The 22,777-nt window shown below is 72.2% G+C and carries 26 protein-coding genes; 5 read left to right on the forward strand and 21 right to left on the reverse strand.

The window, feature by feature from the left end:
- Positions 1–11: 11 nt before the first annotated feature.
- From ACZ67M_RS31585 to ACZ67M_RS31605, 5 genes are all read right to left on the reverse strand, one after another.
- Positions 12–2,072 carry a HelD family protein gene (locus tag ACZ67M_RS31585; RefSeq protein ID WP_469853767.1) on the reverse strand — a complete coding sequence of 687 codons (2,061 nt, stop codon included), beginning with the start codon at positions 2,070–2,072 and terminating at the stop codon, positions 12–14.
- A 40-nt stretch (positions 2,073–2,112) separates the two neighbouring features.
- Positions 2,113–2,727 (reverse strand): TetR family transcriptional regulator, encoded by a 615-nt coding sequence (locus ACZ67M_RS31590; RefSeq protein WP_392016013.1) that lies wholly within the window; start codon positions 2,725–2,727, stop codon positions 2,113–2,115.
- A 110-nt stretch (positions 2,728–2,837) separates the two neighbouring features.
- Positions 2,838–4,940 carry a phosphotransferase family protein gene (locus tag ACZ67M_RS31595; RefSeq protein WP_469853792.1) on the reverse strand — a complete coding sequence of 701 codons (2,103 nt, stop codon included), beginning with the start codon at positions 4,938–4,940 and terminating at the stop codon, positions 2,838–2,840.
- Between the two features lie 409 nt (positions 4,941–5,349).
- The gene (locus ACZ67M_RS31600) at positions 5,350–6,147 is read right to left on the reverse strand and encodes an HAD family hydrolase (protein ID WP_392102393.1); all 798 of its coding nucleotides are present in this window, start codon (positions 6,145–6,147) and stop codon (positions 5,350–5,352) included.
- A complete protein-coding gene (locus ACZ67M_RS31605; RefSeq protein WP_307013426.1) occupies positions 6,147–7,022 on the reverse strand; it encodes a winged helix-turn-helix domain-containing protein in 876 nt (291 codons plus the stop codon). The genes ACZ67M_RS31600 and ACZ67M_RS31605 overlap by 1 nt, the downstream gene beginning before the upstream one ends.
- A 161-nt stretch (positions 7,023–7,183) precedes the next feature.
- On the opposite strand from ACZ67M_RS31605, the gene ACZ67M_RS31610 reads away from it, so the two are divergent.
- Positions 7,184–7,372: a hypothetical protein gene (locus tag ACZ67M_RS31610; RefSeq protein WP_122621116.1), complete on the forward strand. Its 189-nt coding sequence runs from the start codon at positions 7,184–7,186 to the stop codon at positions 7,370–7,372.
- A 10-nt stretch (positions 7,373–7,382) separates the two neighbouring features.
- Here ACZ67M_RS31610 and ACZ67M_RS31615 read toward each other — a convergent pair whose 3' ends face one another.
- A complete protein-coding gene (locus ACZ67M_RS31615; protein WP_453440476.1) occupies positions 7,383–8,294 on the reverse strand; it encodes a winged helix-turn-helix domain-containing protein in 912 nt (303 codons plus the stop codon).
- Between the two features lie 154 nt (positions 8,295–8,448).
- On the opposite strand from ACZ67M_RS31615, the gene ACZ67M_RS31620 reads away from it, so the two are divergent.
- Positions 8,449–8,634 (forward strand): hypothetical protein, encoded by a 186-nt coding sequence (locus ACZ67M_RS31620; RefSeq protein ID WP_030403580.1) that lies wholly within the window; start codon positions 8,449–8,451, stop codon positions 8,632–8,634.
- Between the two features lie 156 nt (positions 8,635–8,790).
- On the opposite strand, the gene ACZ67M_RS31625 is transcribed toward ACZ67M_RS31620, so the two are convergent.
- From ACZ67M_RS31625 to ACZ67M_RS31635, 3 genes are all read right to left on the reverse strand, one after another.
- Complete coding sequence (locus ACZ67M_RS31625) at positions 8,791–10,047, reverse strand: GNAT family N-acetyltransferase (protein WP_469853768.1); 1,257 nt, start codon at positions 10,045–10,047, stop codon at positions 8,791–8,793.
- A gap of 73 nt (positions 10,048–10,120) precedes the next feature.
- Positions 10,121–11,122, reverse strand: coding sequence for an asparaginase (locus tag ACZ67M_RS31630; RefSeq protein WP_361366417.1), 1,002 nt, complete (start codon positions 11,120–11,122; stop codon positions 10,121–10,123).
- An 88-nt stretch (positions 11,123–11,210) separates the two neighbouring features.
- Positions 11,211–11,831: an RsiG family protein gene (locus tag ACZ67M_RS31635; RefSeq protein ID WP_125493856.1), complete on the reverse strand. Its 621-nt coding sequence runs from the start codon at positions 11,829–11,831 to the stop codon at positions 11,211–11,213.
- A gap of 169 nt (positions 11,832–12,000) precedes the next feature.
- Here ACZ67M_RS31635 and dtd point away from each other — a divergent pair, with 169 nt between their 5' ends.
- Complete coding sequence (gene dtd / locus ACZ67M_RS31640) at positions 12,001–12,426, forward strand: D-aminoacyl-tRNA deacylase (protein ID WP_361366414.1); 426 nt, start codon at positions 12,001–12,003, stop codon at positions 12,424–12,426.
- A gap of 10 nt (positions 12,427–12,436) precedes the next feature.
- On the opposite strand, the gene ygfZ is transcribed toward dtd, so the two are convergent.
- The 6 genes from ygfZ to ACZ67M_RS31670 all read right to left on the reverse strand — a co-directional run bounded on the left by ygfZ (position 12,437) and on the right by ACZ67M_RS31670 (position 17,127).
- The gene (gene ygfZ / locus ACZ67M_RS31645) at positions 12,437–13,402 is read right to left on the reverse strand and encodes a CAF17-like 4Fe-4S cluster assembly/insertion protein YgfZ (protein ID WP_125493854.1); all 966 of its coding nucleotides are present in this window, start codon (positions 13,400–13,402) and stop codon (positions 12,437–12,439) included.
- Positions 13,403–13,411: 9 nt separating this feature from the next.
- Positions 13,412–13,849, reverse strand: a complete 438-nt coding sequence (locus ACZ67M_RS31650) for a Fur family transcriptional regulator (RefSeq protein ID WP_122621166.1) — start codon at positions 13,847–13,849, stop codon at positions 13,412–13,414.
- A 16-nt stretch (positions 13,850–13,865) separates the two neighbouring features.
- Complete coding sequence (locus ACZ67M_RS31655) at positions 13,866–14,441, reverse strand: heme-binding beta-barrel domain-containing protein (RefSeq protein ID WP_122621124.1); 576 nt, start codon at positions 14,439–14,441, stop codon at positions 13,866–13,868.
- 216 nt (positions 14,442–14,657) lie between these two features.
- A complete protein-coding gene (locus ACZ67M_RS31660) occupies positions 14,658–15,509 on the reverse strand; it encodes a hypothetical protein (protein WP_469853793.1) in 852 nt (283 codons plus the stop codon).
- Positions 15,510–15,535: 26 nt separating this feature from the next.
- On the reverse strand, positions 15,536–16,363 hold the full coding sequence (locus ACZ67M_RS31665) for a hypothetical protein (RefSeq protein WP_469853769.1): 828 nt from the start codon (positions 16,361–16,363) through the stop codon (positions 15,536–15,538).
- Positions 16,360–17,127, reverse strand: a complete 768-nt coding sequence (locus ACZ67M_RS31670; RefSeq protein ID WP_469853770.1) for a hypothetical protein — start codon at positions 17,125–17,127, stop codon at positions 16,360–16,362. Before ACZ67M_RS31670 ends, ACZ67M_RS31665 begins: the two co-directional genes overlap by 4 nt.
- Before the next feature lie 104 nt (positions 17,128–17,231).
- On the opposite strand from ACZ67M_RS31670, the gene ACZ67M_RS31675 reads away from it, so the two are divergent.
- Positions 17,232–17,594, forward strand: coding sequence for a DsrE family protein (locus ACZ67M_RS31675; protein ID WP_114531938.1), 363 nt, complete (start codon positions 17,232–17,234; stop codon positions 17,592–17,594).
- 26 nt (positions 17,595–17,620) lie between these two features.
- Here ACZ67M_RS31675 and ACZ67M_RS31680 read toward each other — a convergent pair whose 3' ends face one another.
- Together ACZ67M_RS31680 and ACZ67M_RS31685 are read right to left on the reverse strand one after the other, a co-directional pair.
- Complete coding sequence (locus tag ACZ67M_RS31680; RefSeq protein WP_385800999.1) at positions 17,621–18,400, reverse strand: glucose 1-dehydrogenase; 780 nt, start codon at positions 18,398–18,400, stop codon at positions 17,621–17,623.
- A gap of 35 nt (positions 18,401–18,435) precedes the next feature.
- Positions 18,436–19,221, reverse strand: coding sequence for an SDR family NAD(P)-dependent oxidoreductase (locus ACZ67M_RS31685; RefSeq protein ID WP_469853771.1), 786 nt, complete (start codon positions 19,219–19,221; stop codon positions 18,436–18,438).
- 165 nt (positions 19,222–19,386) lie between these two features.
- On the opposite strand from ACZ67M_RS31685, the gene ACZ67M_RS31690 reads away from it, so the two are divergent.
- A complete protein-coding gene (locus tag ACZ67M_RS31690; RefSeq protein ID WP_469853772.1) occupies positions 19,387–20,016 on the forward strand; it encodes a TetR family transcriptional regulator in 630 nt (209 codons plus the stop codon).
- A 6-nt stretch (positions 20,017–20,022) separates the two neighbouring features.
- On the opposite strand, the gene ACZ67M_RS31695 is transcribed toward ACZ67M_RS31690, so the two are convergent.
- The 4 genes from ACZ67M_RS31695 to ACZ67M_RS31710 all read right to left on the reverse strand — a co-directional run bounded on the left by ACZ67M_RS31695 (position 20,023) and on the right by ACZ67M_RS31710 (position 22,710).
- Positions 20,023–20,298 carry a DUF3099 domain-containing protein gene (locus ACZ67M_RS31695; RefSeq protein WP_392239135.1) on the reverse strand — a complete coding sequence of 92 codons (276 nt, stop codon included), beginning with the start codon at positions 20,296–20,298 and terminating at the stop codon, positions 20,023–20,025.
- A gap of 108 nt (positions 20,299–20,406) precedes the next feature.
- On the reverse strand, positions 20,407–20,694 hold the full coding sequence (locus ACZ67M_RS31700; protein ID WP_031047895.1) for a DUF1416 domain-containing protein: 288 nt from the start codon (positions 20,692–20,694) through the stop codon (positions 20,407–20,409).
- Positions 20,695–20,724: 30 nt separating this feature from the next.
- On the reverse strand, positions 20,725–21,570 hold the full coding sequence (locus tag ACZ67M_RS31705) for a sulfurtransferase (protein ID WP_122621126.1): 846 nt from the start codon (positions 21,568–21,570) through the stop codon (positions 20,725–20,727).
- Between the two features lie 402 nt (positions 21,571–21,972).
- A complete protein-coding gene (locus ACZ67M_RS31710; RefSeq protein ID WP_469853773.1) occupies positions 21,973–22,710 on the reverse strand; it encodes an LmeA family phospholipid-binding protein in 738 nt (245 codons plus the stop codon).
- Positions 22,711–22,777 lie beyond the last annotated feature (67 nt).

Genomic DNA, 22,777 nt, shown 5'->3' on the forward strand with positions numbered 1-22,777 from the left:
CACCAGGGCGTTCAGAACGGCAGGGGCCGCCCGTGCACCACGTCCAGCCGGGACACCGCGCGGGTGAGCACCACGTAGAGGCGGTGCAGGCCCCGCCCCGAGGGGCCCTCCGCCGCGATCGCCGCCGGTTCGACGGCGACGACGTGGTCGTACTCCAGGCCCTTGACGACGCTCGCGGGCAGCAGGGCCGCACGGGCGCTGGGCACCTCAGGACCGGCCGTTTCGATCCCGGCCGCGTCGAGGGCCTCCCGCAGGCGGGGCACGTCCGCGTCGGCGGCGACGACACCCACCGAGCCCTCCCGGGTGAGCGCGTGCCGCACGGCTTCCACGACCGCCCCGGGCACCGCGCCGGGCGCCACCTCACGCAGGGTCAGCTCGCCGTCCCCGCGCAGCGAACGGGCGGGCGGTACGTCCACGTCCAGCCGGGCCAGCAGCCGGTTGGCGAGGCGCACGACCTCCCGGGGCACCCGGAACCCGGTGGTCAGCGGCACCACGGCGGCGTCCGGCCGGCCCAGGTGGGCGAGGGTCCCGGTCCAGGACCGCGCGGCCCACGGCGTGGTCCCCTGGGCGAGGTCGCCGAGGACGGTGAGCGAGCCGAAGGCGCAGCGGCGGGCGATCGCCCGGCACTCCATCGGGGAGAGGTCCTGCGCCTCGTCGACGACGATGTGGCCGTAGCCCTCGGGATGTTCGAGGAGCCCGGCCACCTCGTCGAGGAGGACCAGGTCGGCGGCGGACCAGCGCGCCGACCTCCACGACCGCGGCGCCCCCGCGGGCCACAGCAGCGCCCGCTGCTCGTCGTCGTCCAGCAGTCCTCCGGCGGCCCGCGCCAGCGCGCCGGGGTCGCCGAGCAGCCGTGCGACGACCTCCTCCGGACGCACCCGGGGCCACACCGCGTCGAGGTGGGCGCCGACCGGCCGGGCCCGTTCGACGCGCCGCACCCAGGCGTGCGGGCGGGGTCCGGCGCGGCGTTCGGCCTGGTCCTGGACGTACCGCACGATCCGGGCCCGCACCCGCTCGCGCCCCACGGTGTACGGCGGCTCCTCCTGGCGTACGTCCGCGACGATCCCGGCCAGCGCGTCGGCGGGGACGCGCCAGCGGTAGGACCCGTCCGGCACGACGAGGTCGCCGGCCTCCTCGGGCGCCACGCGCGCGTACAGGGCGCGGCGCAGCACCTGTGCCGTCCGGGCGTCGTGCTTGACGGCGGCGGCCCGCTCGCCGTCGGTGCCGGTGACCGGGTGCCGGGCGATCTCCGCCAGGAGGGTGGACTGCCGTACGCCGGTCTCACCGAGGGCGGGGAGCACCTCGGCGATGTAGGAGAGGAAGGCGGGGTTGGGACCGAGGATCAGCATGCCGCCGCGCCGGATGCGCTGCGGGTGGGTGTAGAGCAGGTACGCGGCCCGGTGCAGGCCGACGGCGGTCTTGCCGGTGCCCGGGGCGCCCTGGACGCAGACGGTGGTGGTGAGGCCGGCCCGGACGAGGTCGTCCTGCTCGGGCTGGATGGTGGCGGCGATGTCCCGCATGGGCCCGACGCGGGGCCGCTCGATCTCCCGGGCGACGAGGGCGCTGGCCCGGGACTCGCCCCGCCCGAGGTGCTCGTCCTCCAACCCGGTGAGGTCGGCCGAGTCCCCGCGACTGCCGGGCGCCCAGCCGAAGCGGCGCCGGACGGCGACGCCCCGGGGGTCGCCGGCGGTGGCCTGGTAGAAGGCGCGCGAGACGGGGGCGCGCCAGTCGACGACGAGGGGCGGGGAGGCGGGATGCTCACTGATCCGCAGCCGCCCGAGATGCAGCACCCGCACCTCGGCCTCCGACGCCCCTGCCCGTCCTGCCGCCGCCGCGAAGTCCAGCCGCCCGAAGAACAGCGGGCCCTCGGGCAGCTCGCGCAGTTCCTTGGCCCGGCTGCGCAGCCGGTACCCCAGCACCTCGGCGTCGGCGCCCGAGGCGGAGACGTCCTCGCCGGTGACGACGTGCTCCCGGGCCCCGTCGATCATGGCGGCGAGGACGTCCCGGCAGCGCTCGTGGTGGGCGCGTTCGAGGGCGAGGGCGTGCTGGAGGGCGGGCTCGGTCGACGTCATTCCAGCAACCGTACCGGAAGACGTAACCGAGTTACATTTATTACTGAGTAATGACCAAACCCGGCAGCCCGGCCGACAGCCCTCGGAACGCCCGCTCCGCCGCCGCCACCGCGTCCGGCCGCACGTCCGCCACCCGCTCCCCGGCCGCGATCCGCCGCCAGTTCTCCAGCGCGAGGATCCGCTGTACGGCGATGATCTGACCGGCGGCCAGCCGGGCCTCCAGGTCACCGCCGAGCACCCGCGCGAGCGCGGCCTCGGACCGTTCGAGCTGCGTGTGCATCCGGGCGACGAGGGCGGGCGTGCCGTAGAGCAGCCGGTGGAAGTCCAGTACGGCGGGATGGTCGTTGAGCCCGGTCACCGGATCACCCTGCTCCAGACCCGCCAGGAAGTGCCGCCGCAGCGCGTCGAGCGGGTCCGGCCCCTGCCCCGCGACCCGGGCCGCCTCGTCCTCGTGGTCGGCGATGCGGTGCAGGACGAGGTCCTCCTTCGCCGGGAAGTACCGGAAGAGCGTCGGCTTGGACACCTCGGCCGCGGCGGCCACCTCCGCGACGGACACCGCGTCGAACCCCTTCTCCAGGAAGAGCCCGACGGCGACGTCCGACAACACCTGCAACGTCCGCTGCCTCTTCCGCTCCCGCAGCCCGCTCTCCGCCATGCGACGACCCTACGCCGGGGGCGCCGCCCTCCCGCTCACGCGGCGGGCCGCCGCCCGCCGGGGACTGCCGGACATACGCGACCCCCCGTGGCCGTCGCGTCGGGAGCGGCTCAGACGTCCGCCGGGAACCTGGACGCTCGCGACCTCCCGTGGTCGCCGTGGGGCAACGCGCGGGCAAGGTAGGGATTGGCCATGGACTTGTCGGGCAGGCCCAGGGCCGCGGTGGCCTCGGCGAGGGTCATGGCGTAGCTCTGGACGGCACGTTTGACGTTCGGGGCGCCCAGACTCACGCCGCCCACCAGACGGTCGAGGTCGACGTAGGCGGACCGGACGGTCTCGATCCACCGGTACACCCGCCAGTCGTCCCGCCAGTGATGGGTGCAGTCGGGCGGGAGCAGGCGCTCCCAGCGGCGGAACATCCGGTCGCGGATCTCCGGCCGGGTGGGTGTGAGGTGCATGTGGCGGACGAGGTCGTACAGGGGATCGCCCACCATCGCCATCTCCCAGTCGATGAGCGTCAGGCCGCCGCCGTCCGGGCGGCGCACCAGGTTCCACGGGTTGAGATCGCCGTGCAGCAGCACGGATCGCCGTCGGCTCAGGGTGTGGCGGGCGAGGATCTCGGCGAGCCGCACGTTGTCCGGCAGACCCAGTTCGCGGGCGAGTTCCATCGTGGCCTTGGGCAACTCGCTCACCAGGCGGACCAGCTCGCTGCGCAGCCAAGGGTAGAAGGCGGCCCCCTTCAGCGGGTCCAGCCGCCCGCACCCCACCCGGGTCAGCTCGCCCAGCTGGTCCACGAGATCGTCCGCCTCGTACGGCCGCAGCCCGTGCGCCGGATGTTCGGGCGGGGCGAAGCCGTCCGCCGGCCCCTCGTAGGAGTGGATGGCGAACTGTTCCCGCAGCCCGCTCCTGCCCAGGGCCAGCACGCGCGGAGCCTTGACGCGGGCCCCGGAACTCTCGATCTCCCTCAGGACGGCGTGTTCGCTGAGGAACCTGCGCTCCCGGGAGTCCGCGGCGCCCACCTTGCGGCGCACCACGACCGGGAAGTCGATGCCCTCCACGTCCACGGCCGTGTTCAGGTGGGCCGTGCCCTTGAAGACCCGGTCGGCGGAGGCGGCGCCCTCCTCCAGCAGGGCCCGGTTGACGGCCCACAGCGGGAAGTCGCTGCGGACCGGGAGCCTCGAATCGCGCTGCCACACGATCTGCGACAGCTTCCGTTCGCGGCTGGACCGCACCCCCCGGGACTCGTGCCACCGGAAGAGGATGCGCTCGATGGCCGGCTCGTCCGGCACGCTCTTGAGGCGCAACGGTTCTTCGGCCGCCAGCAGCGCCCTGCGCACCGCCCGGGTCGCGGCGTCCAGGTCCCGCTGGTCGAAGGAGTCCCCCAGCGACTTCGCCGCCCGCATGACGTCCGGGTAGACCGACTGGGCCCGCTCGAAGGCGACGTAGTGCCTCAGGTCCCGGTCCAGGCCGTTGACCGCCTTGCCGCGCCGCTCCCCCATCACCTTGCGCCAGGCCTCGACGACCTCCGGCCACTGGTGATCGGGGTAGCGCATCCGCACCAGGTGCGTGGCGAGGTCGTGCAGGGGGTCGCCGTAACTGGCCAGCTCCCAGTCGACGCAGATCAGCGGCGGGTCCCCGGCGTAGGACACGATCACGTTGTCGCGGTGCAGGTCCGTGTGGACCAGGCTGAACGGCCGGCTGACCAGCGTGGGCACCCGCTCCGCGAACCGGACCAGGGCGTCCTCCGGAATGCCCAGCATGGCGAACAGGCCCCCGAAGTCGGCCCGGTTGCGCCGCCTGATCTGTTCGTCCGCCGCGAACGCCAGCGCCCTCAGGAAGGCCCCGCCGTCCCGGCTCGACCGCGGCCAGTACGCGGGCAGCGGCGGCAGGTGCTGCCGGCGTACCTGCGTCATGTCCGCCAGCAGCCCGGCCAGCGCGACGATCAGGTCGTAGTCGACCGGCGTGTCGTTGGGGCAGATGGTCGACAGGGGCACGCCCTCGACATAGCTCAGGACGACGACGTCGCGGTGCTTGGCCAGGCAGCGCGGCACGTTGTGCAGCACTCCCCAGATCCGGTTGAGCAGGTCGGCCTCGTCCTGCCAGGTGCGGATCACCACGGGCAGCGCCGAGGGGATGCGCTTGCGTACGGTGACCCGCGCGCCGCGCTCGGCGGCGACCAGCCTGGAGTCCCCGTCGGTCAGCGGCCGCACCATGTAGTTCAGGTTGTGGTGCCCGCGGCCGAACTTGCCGAGCGCCGTCGCCGAGGCCAGGAACCGGTCGAACGCGTCGTCCGCCGCCCGCTCCAGCGCCGGATTGCCAAGCGGGGAGGGACGACTCACAGAGTGCTCCAGGAGGGACGTGCCACGCGCCAGATCTTCGCTGCGACGAAGAAAGTGGCCACACAGTACAGCCACGTCCCACGGTCCGCTGTGAGTACTCCAGTATTCGGGACGCCCAGGGGCAACTCGGGTGACCGGAACGGGCGAACCACTGCTCCCAATGGCCACTCCGCCTATCAGACCGGGTCGGCCGGCAGCTCCCGGCACGAGTGCCGTCGTCCGGCAGGACCGTCCTCTCCACGACTTGGCGCGGCCTGTGGCCTACGACCGCAGCGACCGCGGCTCACACGTGTACCCGCCCCGCCGCGTCCTTCCACAGCAGTCGCAGGACCGGCTGGAGGGAGTCGACGACCGTCTCCGCGCCCGCCTCCCTGAGGGCCTTCGCCTTCTCCTCGTTGCGCGCGTAGCCCAGGAACGGCACCCCGGCCCGGCGGGCGGCCGTGAGGTCGGAGGTGGTGTCGCCGACCATCAGCGCCTGCTCGGGGGCCACCCCCATGGCGCTGAGGGCGCGGTTGAGGCAGTAGGGGTCGGGCTTGAGCAGGTGCAGGTCCTGGGTGCGGCCGTAGATGTGCGGGGCGAAGCAGTCCAGCAGGCCGCGCGTGGCGAGGTACTCGCTCACCACGCGGGGCGAGTTGTTGGTCGTCACCGCCAGCCCGACCCCGAGCGCCGACCAGGTGCGGATCAGCGGGTCCGCGTACGCGGTCGGCCACGCGGTGGGTACGGCGCGCAGCTCCTCCCGGGTCAGCCGCTCCTCGAAGTCGGCGACCAGGTCGCTGTCGTGGCGCCGGCGGTTGACCGCGCCCAGCAGGACGTGCGGGTCGGGGTGGACCTGCTCCTCCTGGGTCAGCATCCCCTTGAGGCCCAGCCGTTCCAGCCAGTCCACCAGTTCGCCCGCCACCCGGTCGGCGGAGTAGCCCGCGAACAGTCTGCAGACGGGGCCGTCGAAGTCCCACAGGACGACGCGGGCACCCCCGATCAGGTCCCGCAGGCCGGCCTCCTCGGTCACCGCTTCCGCCGGGTCCGTGGGGCCCGCCTGGTCCGCCCGGTCCATCTGATCCGTCTGGTCCGTATCAGGAGTCACTAGGAGAGTGTCATGTCAGTGGTGATGGTTTCCCAGAGGGCGTCGAACCACTTCTGTGATTCCTCCACGAACACGGCGTCCCGATGACCCGCCCGCTTCAGGAAGGAGAAGAGCAGCGACTGGGAGCCGAGGGCGTCGTACATCTCCAGCGTCCGGCTCTCGTACTCCTCCTCGCGCCGGGTCAGCATGTAGTAGCCGAGGAGCGCCTCCTCGCCGTTGAGCAGGTAGAGCTTCATCGGCGGGGTGAACGGCAGGGCACGGAAGGCGATGTGCACGTCGACGCGGTGGGTGGAGCGCACGGCGTGCAGGTTGTGCTGGAGCACCCGGGCCTGGGCGTTGCGCATCTGGAGCCAGCGCTGGTGGACCGGGTCGTCCTCCTCGTCCTCCACCAGGACGGGGAAGGCCAGCTCGATGTCGCGCGAGGGCATCAGGACGCGGAAGTCGATGGCCTCGGGCCGGATGCGGCCCTCGTGGATCAGACGGAGCGGCTCGCTGAGGGCCAGCATCAGCGTCTCCGAGGTGTGGCACACGACGTCGACGCGTACGCGCGGTGCCGCGAACGCCGCCGCCAGCCGCGGCCCGAGCGAGACCATCGTCGGCTGCGGCTCGCCCCGGGAGGTGGCGGGCTCGGCGATGCGCGGCGGGCTGCCCTTGCTGACGTTGGTGAGGAGACCGTCCTCCTGGAGGGCGCGCAGGGCCTGGCGCACCGTGCCGCGCTCCACGCCGAACTCGTCGGCCAGCTCGGCCTGGGTGGGCAGGCGGTCGCCCGCCTTGAGGTCTCCCCCGCGGATCCGCTCCCGCAGGACGTCGGCGATCTCCTGGGCCGAGAGTCTTCTGCTGCCGTTCACGGACACGTTCTCCTGAGTCACGACCAAACGCTACAACTCCGACCTACCTACGGGGAGTTGTTTGAAACTTGTTTATAGGTAGTCGCCAAGTGGGGACAACATAGACAGAGTTGGTTGCCAACTTAGTCCAGTTGGCGGAAGTTTACCTTCCAGAACTTGCCGGACTTCCCGAAGGGGGGAGAAACACCATGCCTGTCCTCGCCCTGGTCTCCACGGTCTTCGTCATCGCCTTCGAGCAGTTCGTCCAGTGGCGGTACGGCGCCACCGGGATCGTCGGACTGCTCATGCTCACCATAGGCATCAAGGCCAAGAGCCCGTCCGTCAGCTCCGCCGGCGCGGTACTGCTGGCCCTCCTGGTCGCGGGGCCCGCGCTGTGACCGGGGGCGGTCAGCCCGTGAGCGATAGCTCCGAGCTGATCGTCCCCCACAGCGCGTCGAACCACAGCCGGGACTGCTTCACGAACACGCCGTCGCGCAGGCCACCGCGCTGGTCGAAGGCGAACAGCGTCGAGCGGACGCCCTCCGCGTCGTACATCTCCAGTTGCTCGTGACCGATCTGCTGCTCGCGCCGGCTGAGCGTGTAGTACGCGAAGAGCGCCTCCTCGCCGTTGAGCAGGTAGAGCTTCACCGGCGGGGTGAAGGGCAGCGCGCGGAAGGAGACCCGCACGTCGATGCCGTGCGTGGCCCTGAGGCTCAGCAGGTTGTGCTGGAGCACCTGGCCCTGGGCGTTGCGCATGGCCAGCCACCGCTCGTGCACCGGGTCGCCGGCCCCGCCGCCGCCCACCGGCACCGGGAAGGCCAGGTCGATGTCGCGGCTCGGCAGCAGGACGCGGACGTCGACCTTGGCCGGTTTCAGTCGCCCCGCGTGGATCTGGCGCAGCGATTCACCGAGGGCGAGCGTCAGGGAGACGGAGGTCAGGCACAGGGCGTCGATCTCCACGTGCGGGGCGGCGAAGGCCTCCGCGATCCGGGGCGCGAGGGCGACGGTGGTGGGCATCGGCGGCGCCGGAGGGCCGGTCGGGGCGCCGTGGAGGTCGGGCGCGACGGTCGCGGGGCTCCCCTTGGACACATTGGTGAGCAGACGTTCCGACTGGAGGACGCGCAGGGCCTGGCGTACGACGCCGCGCTCCACGCCGAACTCGTCGGCCAACTGGGCCTGGGTGGGCATGCGCTGGCCCGGCCGCAGCCGACCGGACCTGATCCGGGCGCGCAGCTCGTCGGCCACCTCGCGATGTGTTGTCTGTGGCCGCTGCGGTCTCTTCCGCCCATTGACGGAGGCATGTTCCCGCTCCACGACCAAACACTACAACTTCTCGCCATCTTTGGGCAGTTCACGGAAAGGTGGTTATGAGACGCGTCCAAGCGGAGATAAGTACAGTGAAGTTGGCAGCCAACTTGAGCAACGTGGTCGGACCTCACGGGGGTTGGCCACCACGGTGAACAGGGGGTCCACCATGCCGCTCATCGCCATCGTCGTCGCCGCTCTGGCCATCGGCTTCGAGCAGCTCGTGCAATGGAAGTACGGGCCGATGGGCATCATCGCGTTCGTCGCGCTGTCCGTCGGCATCAAGGCGAAGAACACCATGATCGGCGGTGTGGGCGCGGTGATCCTCGTGATGCTGCTCGCCCAGTCCGGCTGACAGCGACGTACCGACCGGCCGGGCCCCCTTCCGGAGGGGAGCCGGGAGCCCGACCGGTCGGTAAGCACCACGCACAACAACCACAACTGAAGAGCACGTTGAAAAGCACGCGCTACGGATGCGCACGTCCACCGTCACCGGCAGAAGGGAGCCTCCTCAGAACACGTCCGGGCACCAAGGCCGCCTGGAGGTACGCAGCAGGGCGTCGACCACACGGGCGGCGCCCGCTCGTTCTTCCCGCACCCGGCCGAGCGCCGCCAGCCGCACCGCCGACTCGTCGCCCAGCCACAGCGCCCCCAGCTCGCCCACGTCGAGCACGAGATGGGCGCTCTCGGTGGTCGGCGCGCAGGACGCCCCGTCCGGCCCGGCCTCCAGCCGCCACAGCCCGCCGGTCAGCCCTCCCCGGTCCACGGTCTCCAGCACCACCGACCCGTGCCCCTCGTACGTCCGCGCCTCCAGCGCCCGCGCGACGTCCAGGATCCGCACCCACAGCCAGTCCGCCTGCGTGACGACCCTCGCCGCGCGCGGGTCGGGGAGGAGGTGCGGGAGCAGGTCGTCGGGGGCCCGCCAGCCGCTCTTCACCGTCGTGATCCAGTCGATCGAGCACAGGTAGTGCCACAGCGAGCGCTCGGCGGCGGGCGTCGCGGCCAGCAGCCAGTCGACGGTCGCCGTCTCCATCGGCTGCTTGGCGTCGCCCCAGTGGTCGTCCGCCCGGTACGAGACCATGCCCTCGACCTCGCCGTCCGCCGCCCGGTACACGGCGTAGAAGGGCTCGGTCCACGGGGCGCCGTCCGTGGAGACGACACCGGTCCGCGTCCGCCACCACAGCTCGGGCCGGCTGACCGCGCCCGGCTGGGACCGGCGCACCCGCTCGTGCAGCCCGGGACCGAGCTTGCGCACGTCCTCGCCGTCCACCAGGTCGATCCGCCCGCCGTCCGCCGGGCCCGCCCAGCGCGGGTCGAGACCGGCCCGCGGCACGTCGACCGCCCACTCGGTCATGGTGGTGGCGGGCCCGAAGCCGTACCGGCCGTAGATCGGGTACTCGGCCGCGATCAGCGTGGCGACGACGTCCCCGCGCTCCTTCGCCGCCGCCAGGTCCTGCGCCATCATCCGGGTCAGCAGGCCGCGGCGCCGGTGGGTCGCGGTGACCGTGACGTTGGAGACCGCGTCGGCCTGGACGAGGGCGCCCCCGACGGCGGTGACCTCCTGGCTGAAGGACCGGAAGGTCGCCACACAGCGCTCCCCGTCGAAGGCGCCGAGCGACCGGCCCGGCACGAACAGCTCGCGACGGGCCTCCACCTGCGCCGCCGCCACCGCGGGCGGCATGAGGAAACCGGTGTTCAGGGCGCGGTTCCAGTCGGCGAAGTCGGCCTCGGTGATGGGACGTACGTCTATGTCGGTGCGGCGGGTCATGGGCTCACCGTAGGTCGGCCGGCGCACCGGCGTCGCGCCAATTTGCGGCCGGTGCGGGCGGCCGGCGAGAGCCTCAGAAGGCCGCCCTGATCTCCCCCACCTCGCGCCCGCCGCCCAGCAGCGGCGTACGGCCGACGCGGTCGACCACGTCCCCCTCCACACCCAGCAGCCGCAGCGCGCGGGCCAGGACCGGGCCCAGGGCCCGCGTCGCGCCGTCCTCGACCTTGAAGGCCAGGGCGCGGCCGTCCGGCAGGGCCACCGCCTGGACGGCCTCGGCGCCCATCTTGGAGAGGCTGCCGGGCACCTCCCGCATCAGCCAGGTGTCCGCGCGGCGGGTGCCGGCGACGTACTCGGGGTGGGCGCGCATCGCGTCGGCGACCCGGCGCTCCGCCGTGCCGGGCTCGGCGCCCACGAAGGAGCGGAAGGCGCGGGCGAGACCCACCAGGCTGATCGCCATCAGCGGCGCCCCGCACCCGTCCGTGCCGACGGCGGCGACCGGCTCGCCCGCCGCGTCCTCCACAACCCTGTGGATGGTGCGCTGGAGCGGGTGCTCGGGGTCGAGGTACGTCTCCAGCGGCCAGCCGCGCTGCGCGCAGACCGCGAGCATCGCGGTGTGTTTGCCGGAGCAGTTCATGGTGACCCGGTCGGGCACCGCGCCCGAGGCGAGGTAGGTGTCCCGCTCCTCGGCGTCCAGCGGCAGGTCGGGCGGGCACTGGAGCTGGGCCGGGTCGAGGCCGTACTCGGCGAGCATCTTGCGGACCAGGTCGCGGTGAAACGGTTCTCCCGAGTGGCTCGCGGAGGCCAGCGCCAGCCGCTCCTCCGCGAGGTCGAGACCGGCCCGCAGCACGCCCGCCGCCTGCATCGGCTTGTTGGCGGAGCGCGGGAAGACCGGCGCCGTCACCTCGCCGAGTGCCAGCTCCACGGCCCCGTCCGAGCCCAGGACGACCAGACTGCCCCGGTGCCGCCCCTCGACGAAGCCGGACCGGACGACCTCGGCGAGGACGGGCGGCACGACGGGCGAGAGGGCGGAGGTGGGGGCGGGCTGGGACGGTTGCGACGGCTGGGGCGCGGGCATCGGCGGTGGCCTTCCGGACGGGTGACCCGCCGCGGCGACGGCCCGGGATCACCGGACCGGCGGGCGGCGCGGATGGCCGCCCCCCGCGTCACACGAGCAGGTCGTCGACTTGTGCTTCCCCCTCACGGTACCGGCGCGCGATCTCCGCGCTGCAGCCGTCCGCCGTGCGCTGAAGCCGCTGCCGGTCCCGGGAGACCCGCTGCTCGTAGCGGACGAGCCGGCCCATCCCGTTGGTCAGCTCGGTGTCGGTGCGGGCCGTCAGGTCCGACAGCTCCACCTCGCCCAGCATCTCCGCCGCCAGCCGGCTGCACTCCTCGCTCCGCGGTGTGCCCAGCGTCACGTGCCGGGCGGAGGAGCGCTGCCGCGCCGGGGCGTCGGCCAGGATCTCCGACAGCCGTTCCACCACGGAACCGGTCACCGCGGTGGTCACCACGGCCGCCGGTCCCCTCCCCGCCAGCTCGGCGCGGAGGATGTCGATACGCCCCTGGAGCAGTCGGCGTACATAGCTGAGGTCCGCCTCCTCGCGCTGCGCGTCCCGGCGGAGCGTGCGCAGCTCCGGCAGGCTCAGCGCGGTCAGGTCGTGCTCCGGGGGCTCGGCCGGCAGCTCCGGGCTGTCCGTGCGCTGCACGGGCGGCCGGGGCGCCTCCAGGCCACCCGGACATGTGAAAGCGACTGTCCCCAGGGACCGTCCCGTACTCGGTGTGCTCATGTGCCCTACCGTCCCCTCGCCCGGCGTCTGGGAAGCATCGTGCCACCCCGGATGGACGCTATGTGACCGAGTGCCCACGATCCGCCCCAGATGGGGGGTTAGGTGACAGAAAAAGGCCCCGTACGGGCCCGCCCGTCCCGGCCCTGGGGGCGCACGGCATCATGGCGGGATGCGTGCAGTGGTGCAGAGGGTGGACGGCGCGAGTGTCGTCGTGGACGGCGAGACCGTGGGGGCGATCGACGGCGCGGGGCTGTGCGTCCTGGTCGGCGTCACCCACGAGGACACCAAGGAGAAGGCGGCCCAGCTGGCCCGCAAGCTCTGGTCGGTGCGGATCCTGCCCGACGAGAAGTCGTGCAGCGACCTCGGCGCACCGCTCCTGGTGATCAGCCAGTTCACCCTTTACGGCGACGCCCGCAAGGGACGCCGCCCCACCTGGAACGCGGCGGCGCCCGGCGACGTCGCCGAACCGCTCGTCGACGAGGTCGTCGCACAGCTGCGCTCGCTGGGCGCGACCGTGGCGACGGGCCGGTTCGGCGCGCAGATGCGGGTGTCGCTGACGAACGACGGCCCGTTCACGGTCCTGGTCGAGGTCTGAGCGCCAAGGCTCAGGGTTCCACGACCGTCTCCTGGGCGGCGGCCGTGCCCTCGGCCGTCAGCCGGGCGTCCACCGGCACGTTCCGCTTCACCAGGGCGAGGGCGACCGGGCCCAGTTCGTGGTGGCGTACGGACGTGGTGACGAAGCCGATCTTGCGGCCCTCGGGCCCGTCGTCCGCGAGCCGGATCTCCGCCCCGGCCGGCGGCAGGTGCACCTCGCTGCCGTCCAGGTGCAGGAAGACCAGGCGGCGAGGCGGCTTGCCGAGGTTCTGCACCCGGGCGACGGTCTCCTGGCCGCGGTAGCAGCCCTTCTGGAGATGCACGGCCGTGCCGATCCAGCCCAGCTCGTGCGGGATGGTCCGGTGGTCGGTCTCGAAGCCCAGCCGCGGCCGGTGCTGCTCGACCCGCAGCGCCTCGTGGGCGAGGATCCCGGCCGCGGGTCCGGCGCCGTCGGCGAACGCCTCGAGCCGCTCCCTCGGCAGGAAGAGATCACGGCCGTACGGCGTCTCGCGGACGGCGACGCCCGCGGGGACCTCGGCGATGGAGCCGGCGGGCAGGTGCACGACCGCGGTGTCGGCGGTGCGGTCGGCGACCTCGACCCGGTAGAAGAACTTCATCGACTCCAGGTAGGCGGTCAGCGCCTCCTGGCTGCCGGGCTCCACGTGGGCCCAGGTGGTGGTGCCGTCGTCGACGAGGTACAGGGCGTGCTCGATGTGGCCGTTCGCGGAGAGGATCAGCGCCTCGGTGGCCTCGCCGGCCGGCAGGTCGCTGACGTGCTGGGTGAGCAGCAGGTGCAGCCAGGCCAGCCGGTCGTCGCCCGTGACGGTGAGGACACCGCGGTGGGAGAGGTCGACGAAGCCGGTGCCGTCGGCGAGGGCACGCTGCTCCCGGAACAGGTCGCCGTAATGGGCGGCGACGCCTTCGTCCACACCCTCGGCGGGGACCGCGCCGGGCAGGGACAGCAGGGGGCTCTTCATACGCCTAGCCTACGACTCGGTAGTTGAACCCTTCAGGGAGCAGTCGCGGCACCGGCCGAAGATCGCGAAGTGCTTCATGTCGGTGTCGAAGCCGAACTCCTCGCGGAGCTTCGCGGTGAAGTCGGCGGCCACCGAGACGTCGGCCTCGATCACCTCGGTGCAGTCCCGGCAGACCAGGTGGAGGTGGTGGTGCCGGTCGGCCAGGTGGTAGGTGGGCGCGCCGTGCCCGAGGTGGGCGTGGCTGACCAGCCCCAGCTCCTCGAGCAGCTCCAGCGTGCGGTAGACGGTGGAGATGTTGATACCCGACGCCGTCTTCCGCACCTGGCCGAGGATGTCGTCGGGTGTCGCGTGTTCGAGGGTGTCGACGGCTTCGAGCACCAGCTGCCGCTGCGGGGTCAGCCGGTAGCCGCGCTGTCTCAGGTCGCTCTTCCAGTCGGTGCTCACCACACCCATGAGTCTAGGACTACTTGAAGAAAGCGATCCCGTCGTCGGGCATGTCGTCCGGCAGGGCCTTGGCCCAGCGCTCGACGTCCTCCGGGGTGACGACCTTCTTCAGGTGCGCCGACATGTAGGGGCGCAGCTCGACCTCGGGGGTCTGCTTCTCGCCGACCCACATCAGGTCGCTCTTGACGTAGCCGTACAGCCGCTTGCCGCCGGTGTAGGGGCGGGAGGCGGCGGTGCGGGCCACGGCGTCGGTGACCAGGTCGATCTGCGGCTTCTGGTCGGCCAGCTCGCCGTACCAGATCTCGATGACGCCGTCGTCGCGGGTCATCGTGGCCTCGACCCTGCGGTTCGCGTCGATGCGCCAGAAGCCGTACTCGGACTCCAGCGGGCGGACCTTGTTGCCGTCCTGGTCGAGCACCCAGGTGTGGGAGCGGTACTCCAGGAAGTCCCGACCGTCGTGGGTGAAGGAGACCTCCTGCCCGAAGTTGCACTTCTCGTCGCCCGGGAAGTCGTGCACGCCCGCGCCGGCCCAGTCGCCGAGCAGGAAGACGAGCGGGACGAGGTCCTTGTGGAGGTCGGACGGGATCTCGATCATGAGCGGTACTTCCTGGCGTCGGTGATCAGCGCTGGCCCTGGTACAGCTTCTTCACGGTCAGACCGGCGAAGGCGAGAACGCCGACGCAGACCAGGACCAGCAGGGCTTCGAAGAAGATCTCCACGGGGTGCTCCTTGAGCGGGGGGCATACGACAGGGCCGGGGCCCAGCTTACGCGGCCGGGCCCCGGCCTTCCCTGCGAGGTACTCCGTCGCGGTCAGGCGAGCAGCCGGCTCTGCAGCGCGACGGTCTGCTGGAAGGGCACGGCCGGGGCGCCCCCCTTCCGGCTCTGCAGCACGAGGGCCAGCACGTCCCCGGCACCGAGGTAGGCCTGCCGGACCTGCTCGGCGCCGTAGGGCTCGGGTTCGGCGTAGACGGAGTACAGGATGTCGTCGACCAGCGCCCGCTCGGGGAAGTCCTTGTCCGGCAGCACGGCTTCCTCCGTGCCCCGCGTGGCATAGGCCGGCTTGTCGTACGGTGCGAAGACCAGGCTGTGCAGCCCGTCCACGACGGCGGCGGTGTCGAACTGGAGCAGGTAGATCCGAGTGTGCGTGCCGTCCGGGGTGGTCCAGCCGCGGGCGGCGATGTGGCGCAGTCCTTCGTCGGCCAGGGTCCGCCGCAGACCGTCGTACTCCTCCTCGTCCCGGTACTCCTTGAGGAAGACGTCCGTGGCCAGCCAGCCCTCGGTGCCGCGCAGCGACTTGGCGGTCGTGGCGCCCTCGGGCGCCGGCGCCAGAAGTGCCCGCAGGTCGGCGTAGTGCGCTCCGGCGGGGTTGGAGTCGGCGAACGGCCCCGGGCTGCCGGAGGGCAGTGGCGCGGCGGTGGCCTCGGGAAAGGCCCAGCGCCCGTCGGACTCCGTCGCGAGACCCGGCAGATCCGTGCGCTCGACGCTCGTGACGCCGTACGCGGTGGCCGACCCGACCGCCGCGAACACGGCGACGGCGGCGGTCCAGCGCAGGACGGTCCGCAGCAGCCTCCGGTCCTTGCGCGCGGGCACCTCCGTGGCGGTCGGGGGCGCGGCGGGCAGCGCCTTGGTGACGACGGGACTCACGGCGGACGGCTCCTCCATGAGAGGCCGCGGTGCGGTCTGCTCGCTCACACGGCCTCCCCGGTCTCGGCGATGCGATTCAACTGCTGGGTGAAGAGCGCCGTGACGCTCTCCGTGGCGAAGGGCCGACCGCCGTCGGCGGAGACCGTGATCAGGACGTCGTCGCGGTGGGCGGTGCAGAACATCGCGTCGAGACCGCCCTCGGACTCGGCCGGCACACGGAAGCACTTCGCGTCCTTGTGCCCCTTGATGCGCGGACCGCGGGCGACGTCGAAGGCCTCGAGCAGCCCGCTCTGTCCCTCCGAGAGCGCACGCGCGGCCGACCGGTCCGCCATGCGCGTCAGAGCGACGGTCGCGGTGACCGCGCCCGTCTCCGTGTCCGGGTACTCTCCCGCACCCCTGGAGTAGCTGCGCACGGCCGCCTCCTCGACGGGCCGGCGGTCGAGCGCCTTCTCGAGTTCCTTGCGCTGGGAGCGTGGCAGACCGCTCAGCGACTCCTTGCGCAGCGCGTTGGCCCGGGCGCCGCTCATCGTGATGTCCGAGCCGTACTCCTCGATGTCGGGGCCGCGCTTCCAGCCGTCGGCCCGGTACGGCGTCAGGAACCCCGCGAGCCCGGTGGGCGGGGCCGCCTCGGTGCGCGGCATCTGCTTCGGCGGCGCCCACACGGGTGCGCCGGCGTCGCGGTCGGCGTCGTTCACGGACAGCACGGTGTATCCGGTCGTGCCGGCCACCGCCCCGGCCAGCAGCAGCCCGCCGGCCGCCCGGGCGAGACGCCGGCCGTTCCACCACCGCTCGCGGACAGCGGTCCCCGCCGGGCGCGCACCGGTGTCCGCGGGGACCGCCCGGACCTCTTCCGCATCCGTATCCGTGCTCACAGCCGCTCCAACTGACGCTCGGCCAGGTCGAGGATCGTCTTCTTGGCGATTCGCTCGGGCCCGGTCACCCATATCGTGAGGACGAGGTCGCCCCGCCGAGCGTGCGCCTCGGCCATGTACCGCGATGAAGCGCCCGGCTCGCCCCTCGGCTGTTCATGGCTGTACGCCCTGCCGTCGCCCGTTCCGGGGATCGGCGAGCCGCTGTCCACCTCCCCGGGCCTCCAGTACGCGCCTTCCTGGACGTAGTCGGCCGCCGCCAGCACCTCTTCGTGCCTGAACTGGGTCACCCGGATCTCCACGGTGCGGCCGTCGTCCTCCTTCCACGCGACCGTGGCCGCCCGGCGGAACTCGTTCTCCACCAGGTACGCGAAGTCGCCGCTCGCCTGGTCGGCGAGACCGGCGAAGGTGAGGAGGTCCAGCCAGCCTCCGCTTCCCTCGGGCCACTCGACATCCACCGCTCCGCGCGGCTTCTTCAGGAGGAGTTCCCGCAGGTCGCCGTCGGTCCGTACCTTGCGGTCCTGGGCTGCCGGCAGCCGCTTCGGGGTCTCGTCCCCGGCGGGTGCGAGCAGCGGCTGGGACAGCGACGGGAGCCTCGTAGGCTCTCGGTCGGCCTGGACCAGGTAGCCCGCGCAGGTGCCCGCGACGAGTCCCAGGGCAGCGGCGGCGCCGAGGAGCGGGGCCGTGCGGCCGCGCCGGCGCGGACGGGGCGCGGTCTCTTCGGCCCCCGCGGATCTCTCCGCTCCCTCTTCCGAATCCGGTTGCAAATTCGTCCCCCCACGGAACGTGTAATACGCAATCGATCAAGCGTGCGCACAGGAGACCCGCGGTACCCGTCCATGGTTGCGGCGGCGTTGATTACGATTCGGCCATGGCGAAGAAGCTCGTGATCAAGGTGACGGCGGGGGCGGACGCGCCCGAGCGGTGTTCTCAGGCGTTCACGGTGGCGGCGGTGGCCGTGGCTAGTGGGGTCGACGTCTCGCTGTGGCTGACCGGCGAGTCCGCGTGGTTCGCGGTGCCGGGCCGGGCCGCGGAGTTCGAACTGCCGCACGCCGCGCCGCTGCCCGACCTGCTCGACTCGCTGCTGGCGGGCGGCCGGGTGACGCTGTGCACCCAGTGCGCGGCCCGCCGCGACCTCACCGAGAAGGACGTCATCGAGGGCGTACGGATCGCGGGCGCGCAGGTCTTCGTACAGGAGGCGCTGGGCGACGAGACGCAGGCGCTGGTCTACTGACCGACCCGCGCCCGCGTCCCGTCCGCTCACTGCCCCATGACGTACGCCACCGTCGGACCCGTGGTCCAGCCGCCGTCCACCGCGAGTTCCGCGCCGGTGACGTAGGACGCGGCGTCCGAGAGCAGGAAGACCACGGCGCCGGCGATCTCGTGGGGCTCGCCGACGCGGCCCATGGGTGTGTTGGGGTACTTGCCCTCGCCCTGCTCGATGCCGACGGCCGCGGTCATCGGGGTGTACGTCATCCCGGGGTGCACGGAGTTGACGCGGATGCGGGCGGTGCCCAGTTCGACCGCGCCGATCTTCGTGAGCCCTCGTACGCCCCACTTGGAGGCCCCGTAGCCGGCGGTGAGGGCGAGTCCCATCAGGCCGGCGGCCGACGAGATGTTGACGATCGATCCGCCGCCGGCCTCCTTCAGCGCGGGGATCACGGTCTTCATGCCGATGAAGACGCCCGTGAGGTTGATGTCGAGCACCCGGCGGAAGTGCTCGACGGACTCGGCCTCCAGCGGCGTACCGGTCGAGATGCCGGCGTTGTTCACCAGGCCGTGCAGCGCCCCGAACTCGGTCACGGCGAAGTCGGCGACCCGCCGCCAGTCCTCCTCGGACGTCACGTCGTGGTGCAGGAAGCGGGCGCGGGCGCCGAGTTCCCGGGCGGTGTCCTCGCCCTCGCCGTCGAGGACGTCGGTGAGGAGGACGTGCGCGCCGGCGGCGACCGCCTGCCGGGCCGCCTCCGCGCCCAGGCCCCGGGCGCCTCCGGTGATGATCAGGTTCTTGCCGGCCAGGTCGTGCGGGGTGTGCTCGTGCATGGTGGGCTCCTTCCAGGGGTGTTGCCGGGGCGAGGTCAGAAGTGGGTGCCGCCGTCGACGCGGATCTCGGTACCGGTGATGAACCGGCCGTCCTCCGAGCCCAGCATCGCGACCACCGAGGCCACCGTCTCCGGGCCGGCGAATCCGCGTCCGAGGGCGGGCGAGAGCTTCGCGTAGAGGCTCATGTCGGCGTCCGCGGGCAGTCCGGGACCGTTGCTGAGTCCGCTGGCGCCGCTGCCGTCCGTCATGCCGGAGGAGATGGACCCCGGCTGCACGGCGGTGAAGCGGATGCCGCGGCCCGCGTACTCACTGGCGAGGGCGTGGGTCATCGACTGGACGCCGCCCTTGCTCGCCGCGTAGGCCGCCATGTAGGGGTGCGCGAACGCCGCCGAGGTCGAGCTGAAGTTGACCACGGCCGCGTCCCGGCCCTCCAGGAGCGCCGGGATCGCCTCGCGGATCACCAGGAAGGTGCCGACGAGGTTGACGGTCAGGACGTGGGTGAAGTCCCTCAGGCTCGTGTCGGCGGTGTGCGACGAGCGCAGGACGCCGGCCGCGTTGACGAGGACGTCGAGGCCGCCGAGCGCCTCGGTCGCGGCCCGGACGCCCGCGCGGACCGAGGTCTCGTCGGCGATGTCCACGACGAGGGTGGTGAGCCGGCCGGCGTGGGCCGCCGCCTTCTCGGCCGTGTCCTTCAGGCCCGGCTCGCTGACGTCGGCGGCCACGACGGTGCCGCCCTCCGCGAGCAGCCGCACCACGGTGGCCTGGCCTATGCCCGAGCCGGCGCCGGTGACCAGGACGCGACGGCCTTCGTAACGGTTCATGCGTGTGCTCCAACCCGGCCCGTCACGTGCAGCCGGGCGGGCCCTTGCGGCGCCGGCTCTCTTCCGCCGAGCGCCCCGAATCCGTTTCACGGTACGCCTAGGTGGCACGGTTTGCCACTACGTCACGACATGCCATCAGATGGTCGCGGGTCGTATTCTTCTGGGGTGAGCACCGAGCCGCCGCCCCTGTCCCTGACCGAGCGCCGCAAGGCCGCCACCCAGCTCGACCTCGCGCATGCGGCGGCCGAACTCTTCGCCACCCTGGGCCCGGACGCCACGACGGCCGAGGAGATCGCCCAGCGCGCGGGGGTCGCGCTGCGCACCTTCTACCGGTACTTCCGCTCGAAGCAGGACGCGGTCAGCCCCCTGCTGACGGTGGGCGCGGACCGCTGGCGCGGGCTGCTCTCCGAGACGGAACCGGGCAGCCCCCTCCTCCCCGCGCTGCGGCACGCGGCCGAGCGGGCGCTGGCGGTCCCGGACGCGCAGGCGGCCGAGGCGCTGCTGCGCACGCGCGGGCTCCTGCGGGCCGGCGCGGACGATACGGCGCTGCGTGCCGTGTGGTACCGGGTGAACCAGGAGTCGGAGGAGCGGCTCGTCCCGGTGATCGCGGGCCTGACGGACGGCGCCGTCGATCCGCTGGAGGTCCGGCTGGTCGCGGCGGCCGCCACCGACGCCATCCGGATCGCCATGGAGACCTGGGCCGGCACCGAGGCGGGCACCGAAGGCCCCGGCTCCCCCGCCGACCTGGCGGTCCGCTGCCTGGAACGCCTCCTGGGCGGCGCGGAGAAGATCTAGCGGCCGCTACGGACGGTCCTGGTGCCGCGGCCCTTTCTTGCCGTCCAGCTCGTCCCACCACTCGTCGGACTTCGGGTCGCCCGACGGGTCGTCCCACCAGCGGTCGTCCGGGCCCCGGCGGTTGGCGACCATCGCGGCCAGCGGCGGGATGACCATGGCGACCACGCACATGCCCACAGCCACCGGCACGGACCACAGACGCACAACACCCCAGGCCAGGACGAAGAGCGCGATGCAGATCCCCATCATGGCGAAGTAGACGTGCCGCCGCCGCGCGTACATACCTTCAGGGTAGATCCGGGCGCGGGATCCGGACATGCCGAAGGGCCGCACCCCAGGCGTCCAACCCGGTGGGTGCGGCCCCTCGCCCGTCGCGTGGCGCGGGTGCCGTCAGACGGCGATCGCGACCTCCGCGAGACCGCCCTGCTGGGCGACGACGGTGCGGTCGGCGGTGCCGCCGGGGACGAGCGCCCGTACGGTCCAGGTGCCCTCGGCCGCGTAGAAGCGGAACTGGCCCGTCGCGGACGTCGGGACCTCCGCCGTGAACTCGCCGGTGGCGTCCAGCAGACGGACGTAGCCCGTCACCGGCTCGCCGTCACGGGTCACGTGACCCTGGATGGTGGTCTCACCGGGCTTGATCGTCGAGGCGTCGGGGCCGCCGGCCTTCGCTCCGCACATGTCGTACTCCTGAGGGGTTGGGGGGCGGACTTACTTGTTGGCGCCGAGCTCGATCGGCACGCCGACGAGGGAGCCGTACTCGGTCCAGGAGCCGTCGTAGTTCTTGACGTTCTCCACGCCGAGCAGCTCGTGCAGGACGAACCAGGTCAGGGCGGAGCGCTCACCGATGCGGCAGTAGGCGATGGTGTCCTTCGCCAGGTCGACCTGCTCGTCGGTGTAGAGCTGCTTCAGCTCGTCGTCCGACTTGAAGGTGCCGTCGTCGTTGGCGTTCTTCGACCACGGGATGTTGCGGGCGGACGGGACGTGACCCGGACGCTGCGACTGCTCCTGCGGCAGGTGGGCCGGGGCGAGCAGCTTGCCGGAGAACTCGTCGGGCGAGCGGACGTCGACCAGGTTCTGCGCGCCGATCGCCTTGACGACGTCGTCGCGGAAGGCGCGGATCGCGGTGTTCTGCGGCTTGGCCTTGTAGTCGGTGGCCGGGCGCTGCGGGACCTCGTCGCCGGCGACCAGCTCGCGGGCGTCCAGCTCCCACTTCTTGCGGCCGCCGTCGAGGAGCTTGACGTTCTCGTGGCCGTAGAGCTTGAAGTACCAGTAGGCGTACGACGCGAACCAGTTGTTGTTGCCGCCGTAGAGGACCACCAGCGTGTCGTTGGCGATGCCCTTCTTCGACAGGAGCTTCTCGAAGCCCTCCTGGTCGACGAAGTCGCGGCGGACCGGGTCCTGGAGGTCCTGGGTCCAGTCGATCCGGATCGCGTTCTTGATGTGGTTCTTCTCGTAGGCGGACGTGTCCTCGTCCACCTCGACGATCGCGATGCTGGGGTCGTCCAGGTGGTCCTGCACCCAGTCGGCGTCGACCAGGACGTCGCTGCGGCTCATGTTTTCTCCTCCGGGGCAGTTGCGGCGGGGCGAGCGGTGAGAGGGTGCGCGCGCTCGGGCCGTGCGGCGGCGCGCGGGTGCCCTGGGCAGGGCGGATGAGGGGAACGGACGGCGACGGCGCCGGCCGGTCAGAAGGAGCGACAGAGCATGGCGGCAACGCGGCACAGGTCCACTGCCCGCCGCTTCGTGAGGTCCGCCTGTCGCTTCATGGGTACCGATCGTAGGGACGGATACCGGGGCATGTCACCGGCGTGTCGCATCCTGAGACGGGATCGTCCGCACTGTGGGATCGATGGTGGGTCCGGGGCGCCGCGGGACACCGGGCGACCGCGGGGCCCGCCGTCGCATCTGCGGTACGGACAGCGCCGTCTCGCCTGTCGGACTTCCGGCGCCCTGGTACCCCTACCCGGCCAGTTTGACGTTCGAACCCTTCACCGTGATCTCGACGCCGTCCTTCGCCGCCTCGACCTTGTCCAGCTCGATGCCGCCCGGCAGCTCGTCGATGGTCTGCTGGAAGTCGGTGATGGCCCGGATCCGGGACTCGGCGAGCTGCCGGCCGCCGATCTCCGGCAGGCCGTCGGCGACGACCTCGACGTCGTTGTCCTTGACCTTGACCGAGCTGAGCACCTCGACCGGCTCGGGCAGGTCCACGCCCAGGACCGTGGCCTGAAGGGACACCTTGATCTTGCCGCTGCCTCCGTCGGAGAGGCCGATGACCTTGGCGGTGATGCCGGGAGCGATGTCCGTGGGCTCGGACTTGGCGGCCTTCATCAGCTCGTCGTAGGCGACGGTCGCGGTGCCGGTGGCGGTGGCCGCGGTGGCGGAGCTGTAGTCTCCGGAGAAGGCGACGCCCTTCATGTCCGCGTGCAGCTCGGCGATGCGGATCTTCTCGTCGCCCTTGCCGGTGGACGCCTCGTAACCGTCGATGCCCACCTGGACGTCGTCCAGCTCACCGCCGGCGACCTGGGTGAGGAACGGGAAGCCGTTGATGGACACGTCCGGCGTCGACGGCAGGTTCTCGGTGCTGCGCACCTTGTCCGCGACCTCGTCCTCGGCGAAGTTGACGGCCACACGGTCGGCGATCACGAAGAGGCCGCCCAGGATCACGACGACGACCAACAGTATTCGCAGTGCGCGCATGTGGAGTTCCCCAACCCTGGACGGTCGACGACAGCGGTCCCCCGACGGCCGGTGGCCGTCCAGGCGC

Source organism: Streptomyces sp. NPDC107500 (genome assembly GCF_055582785.1).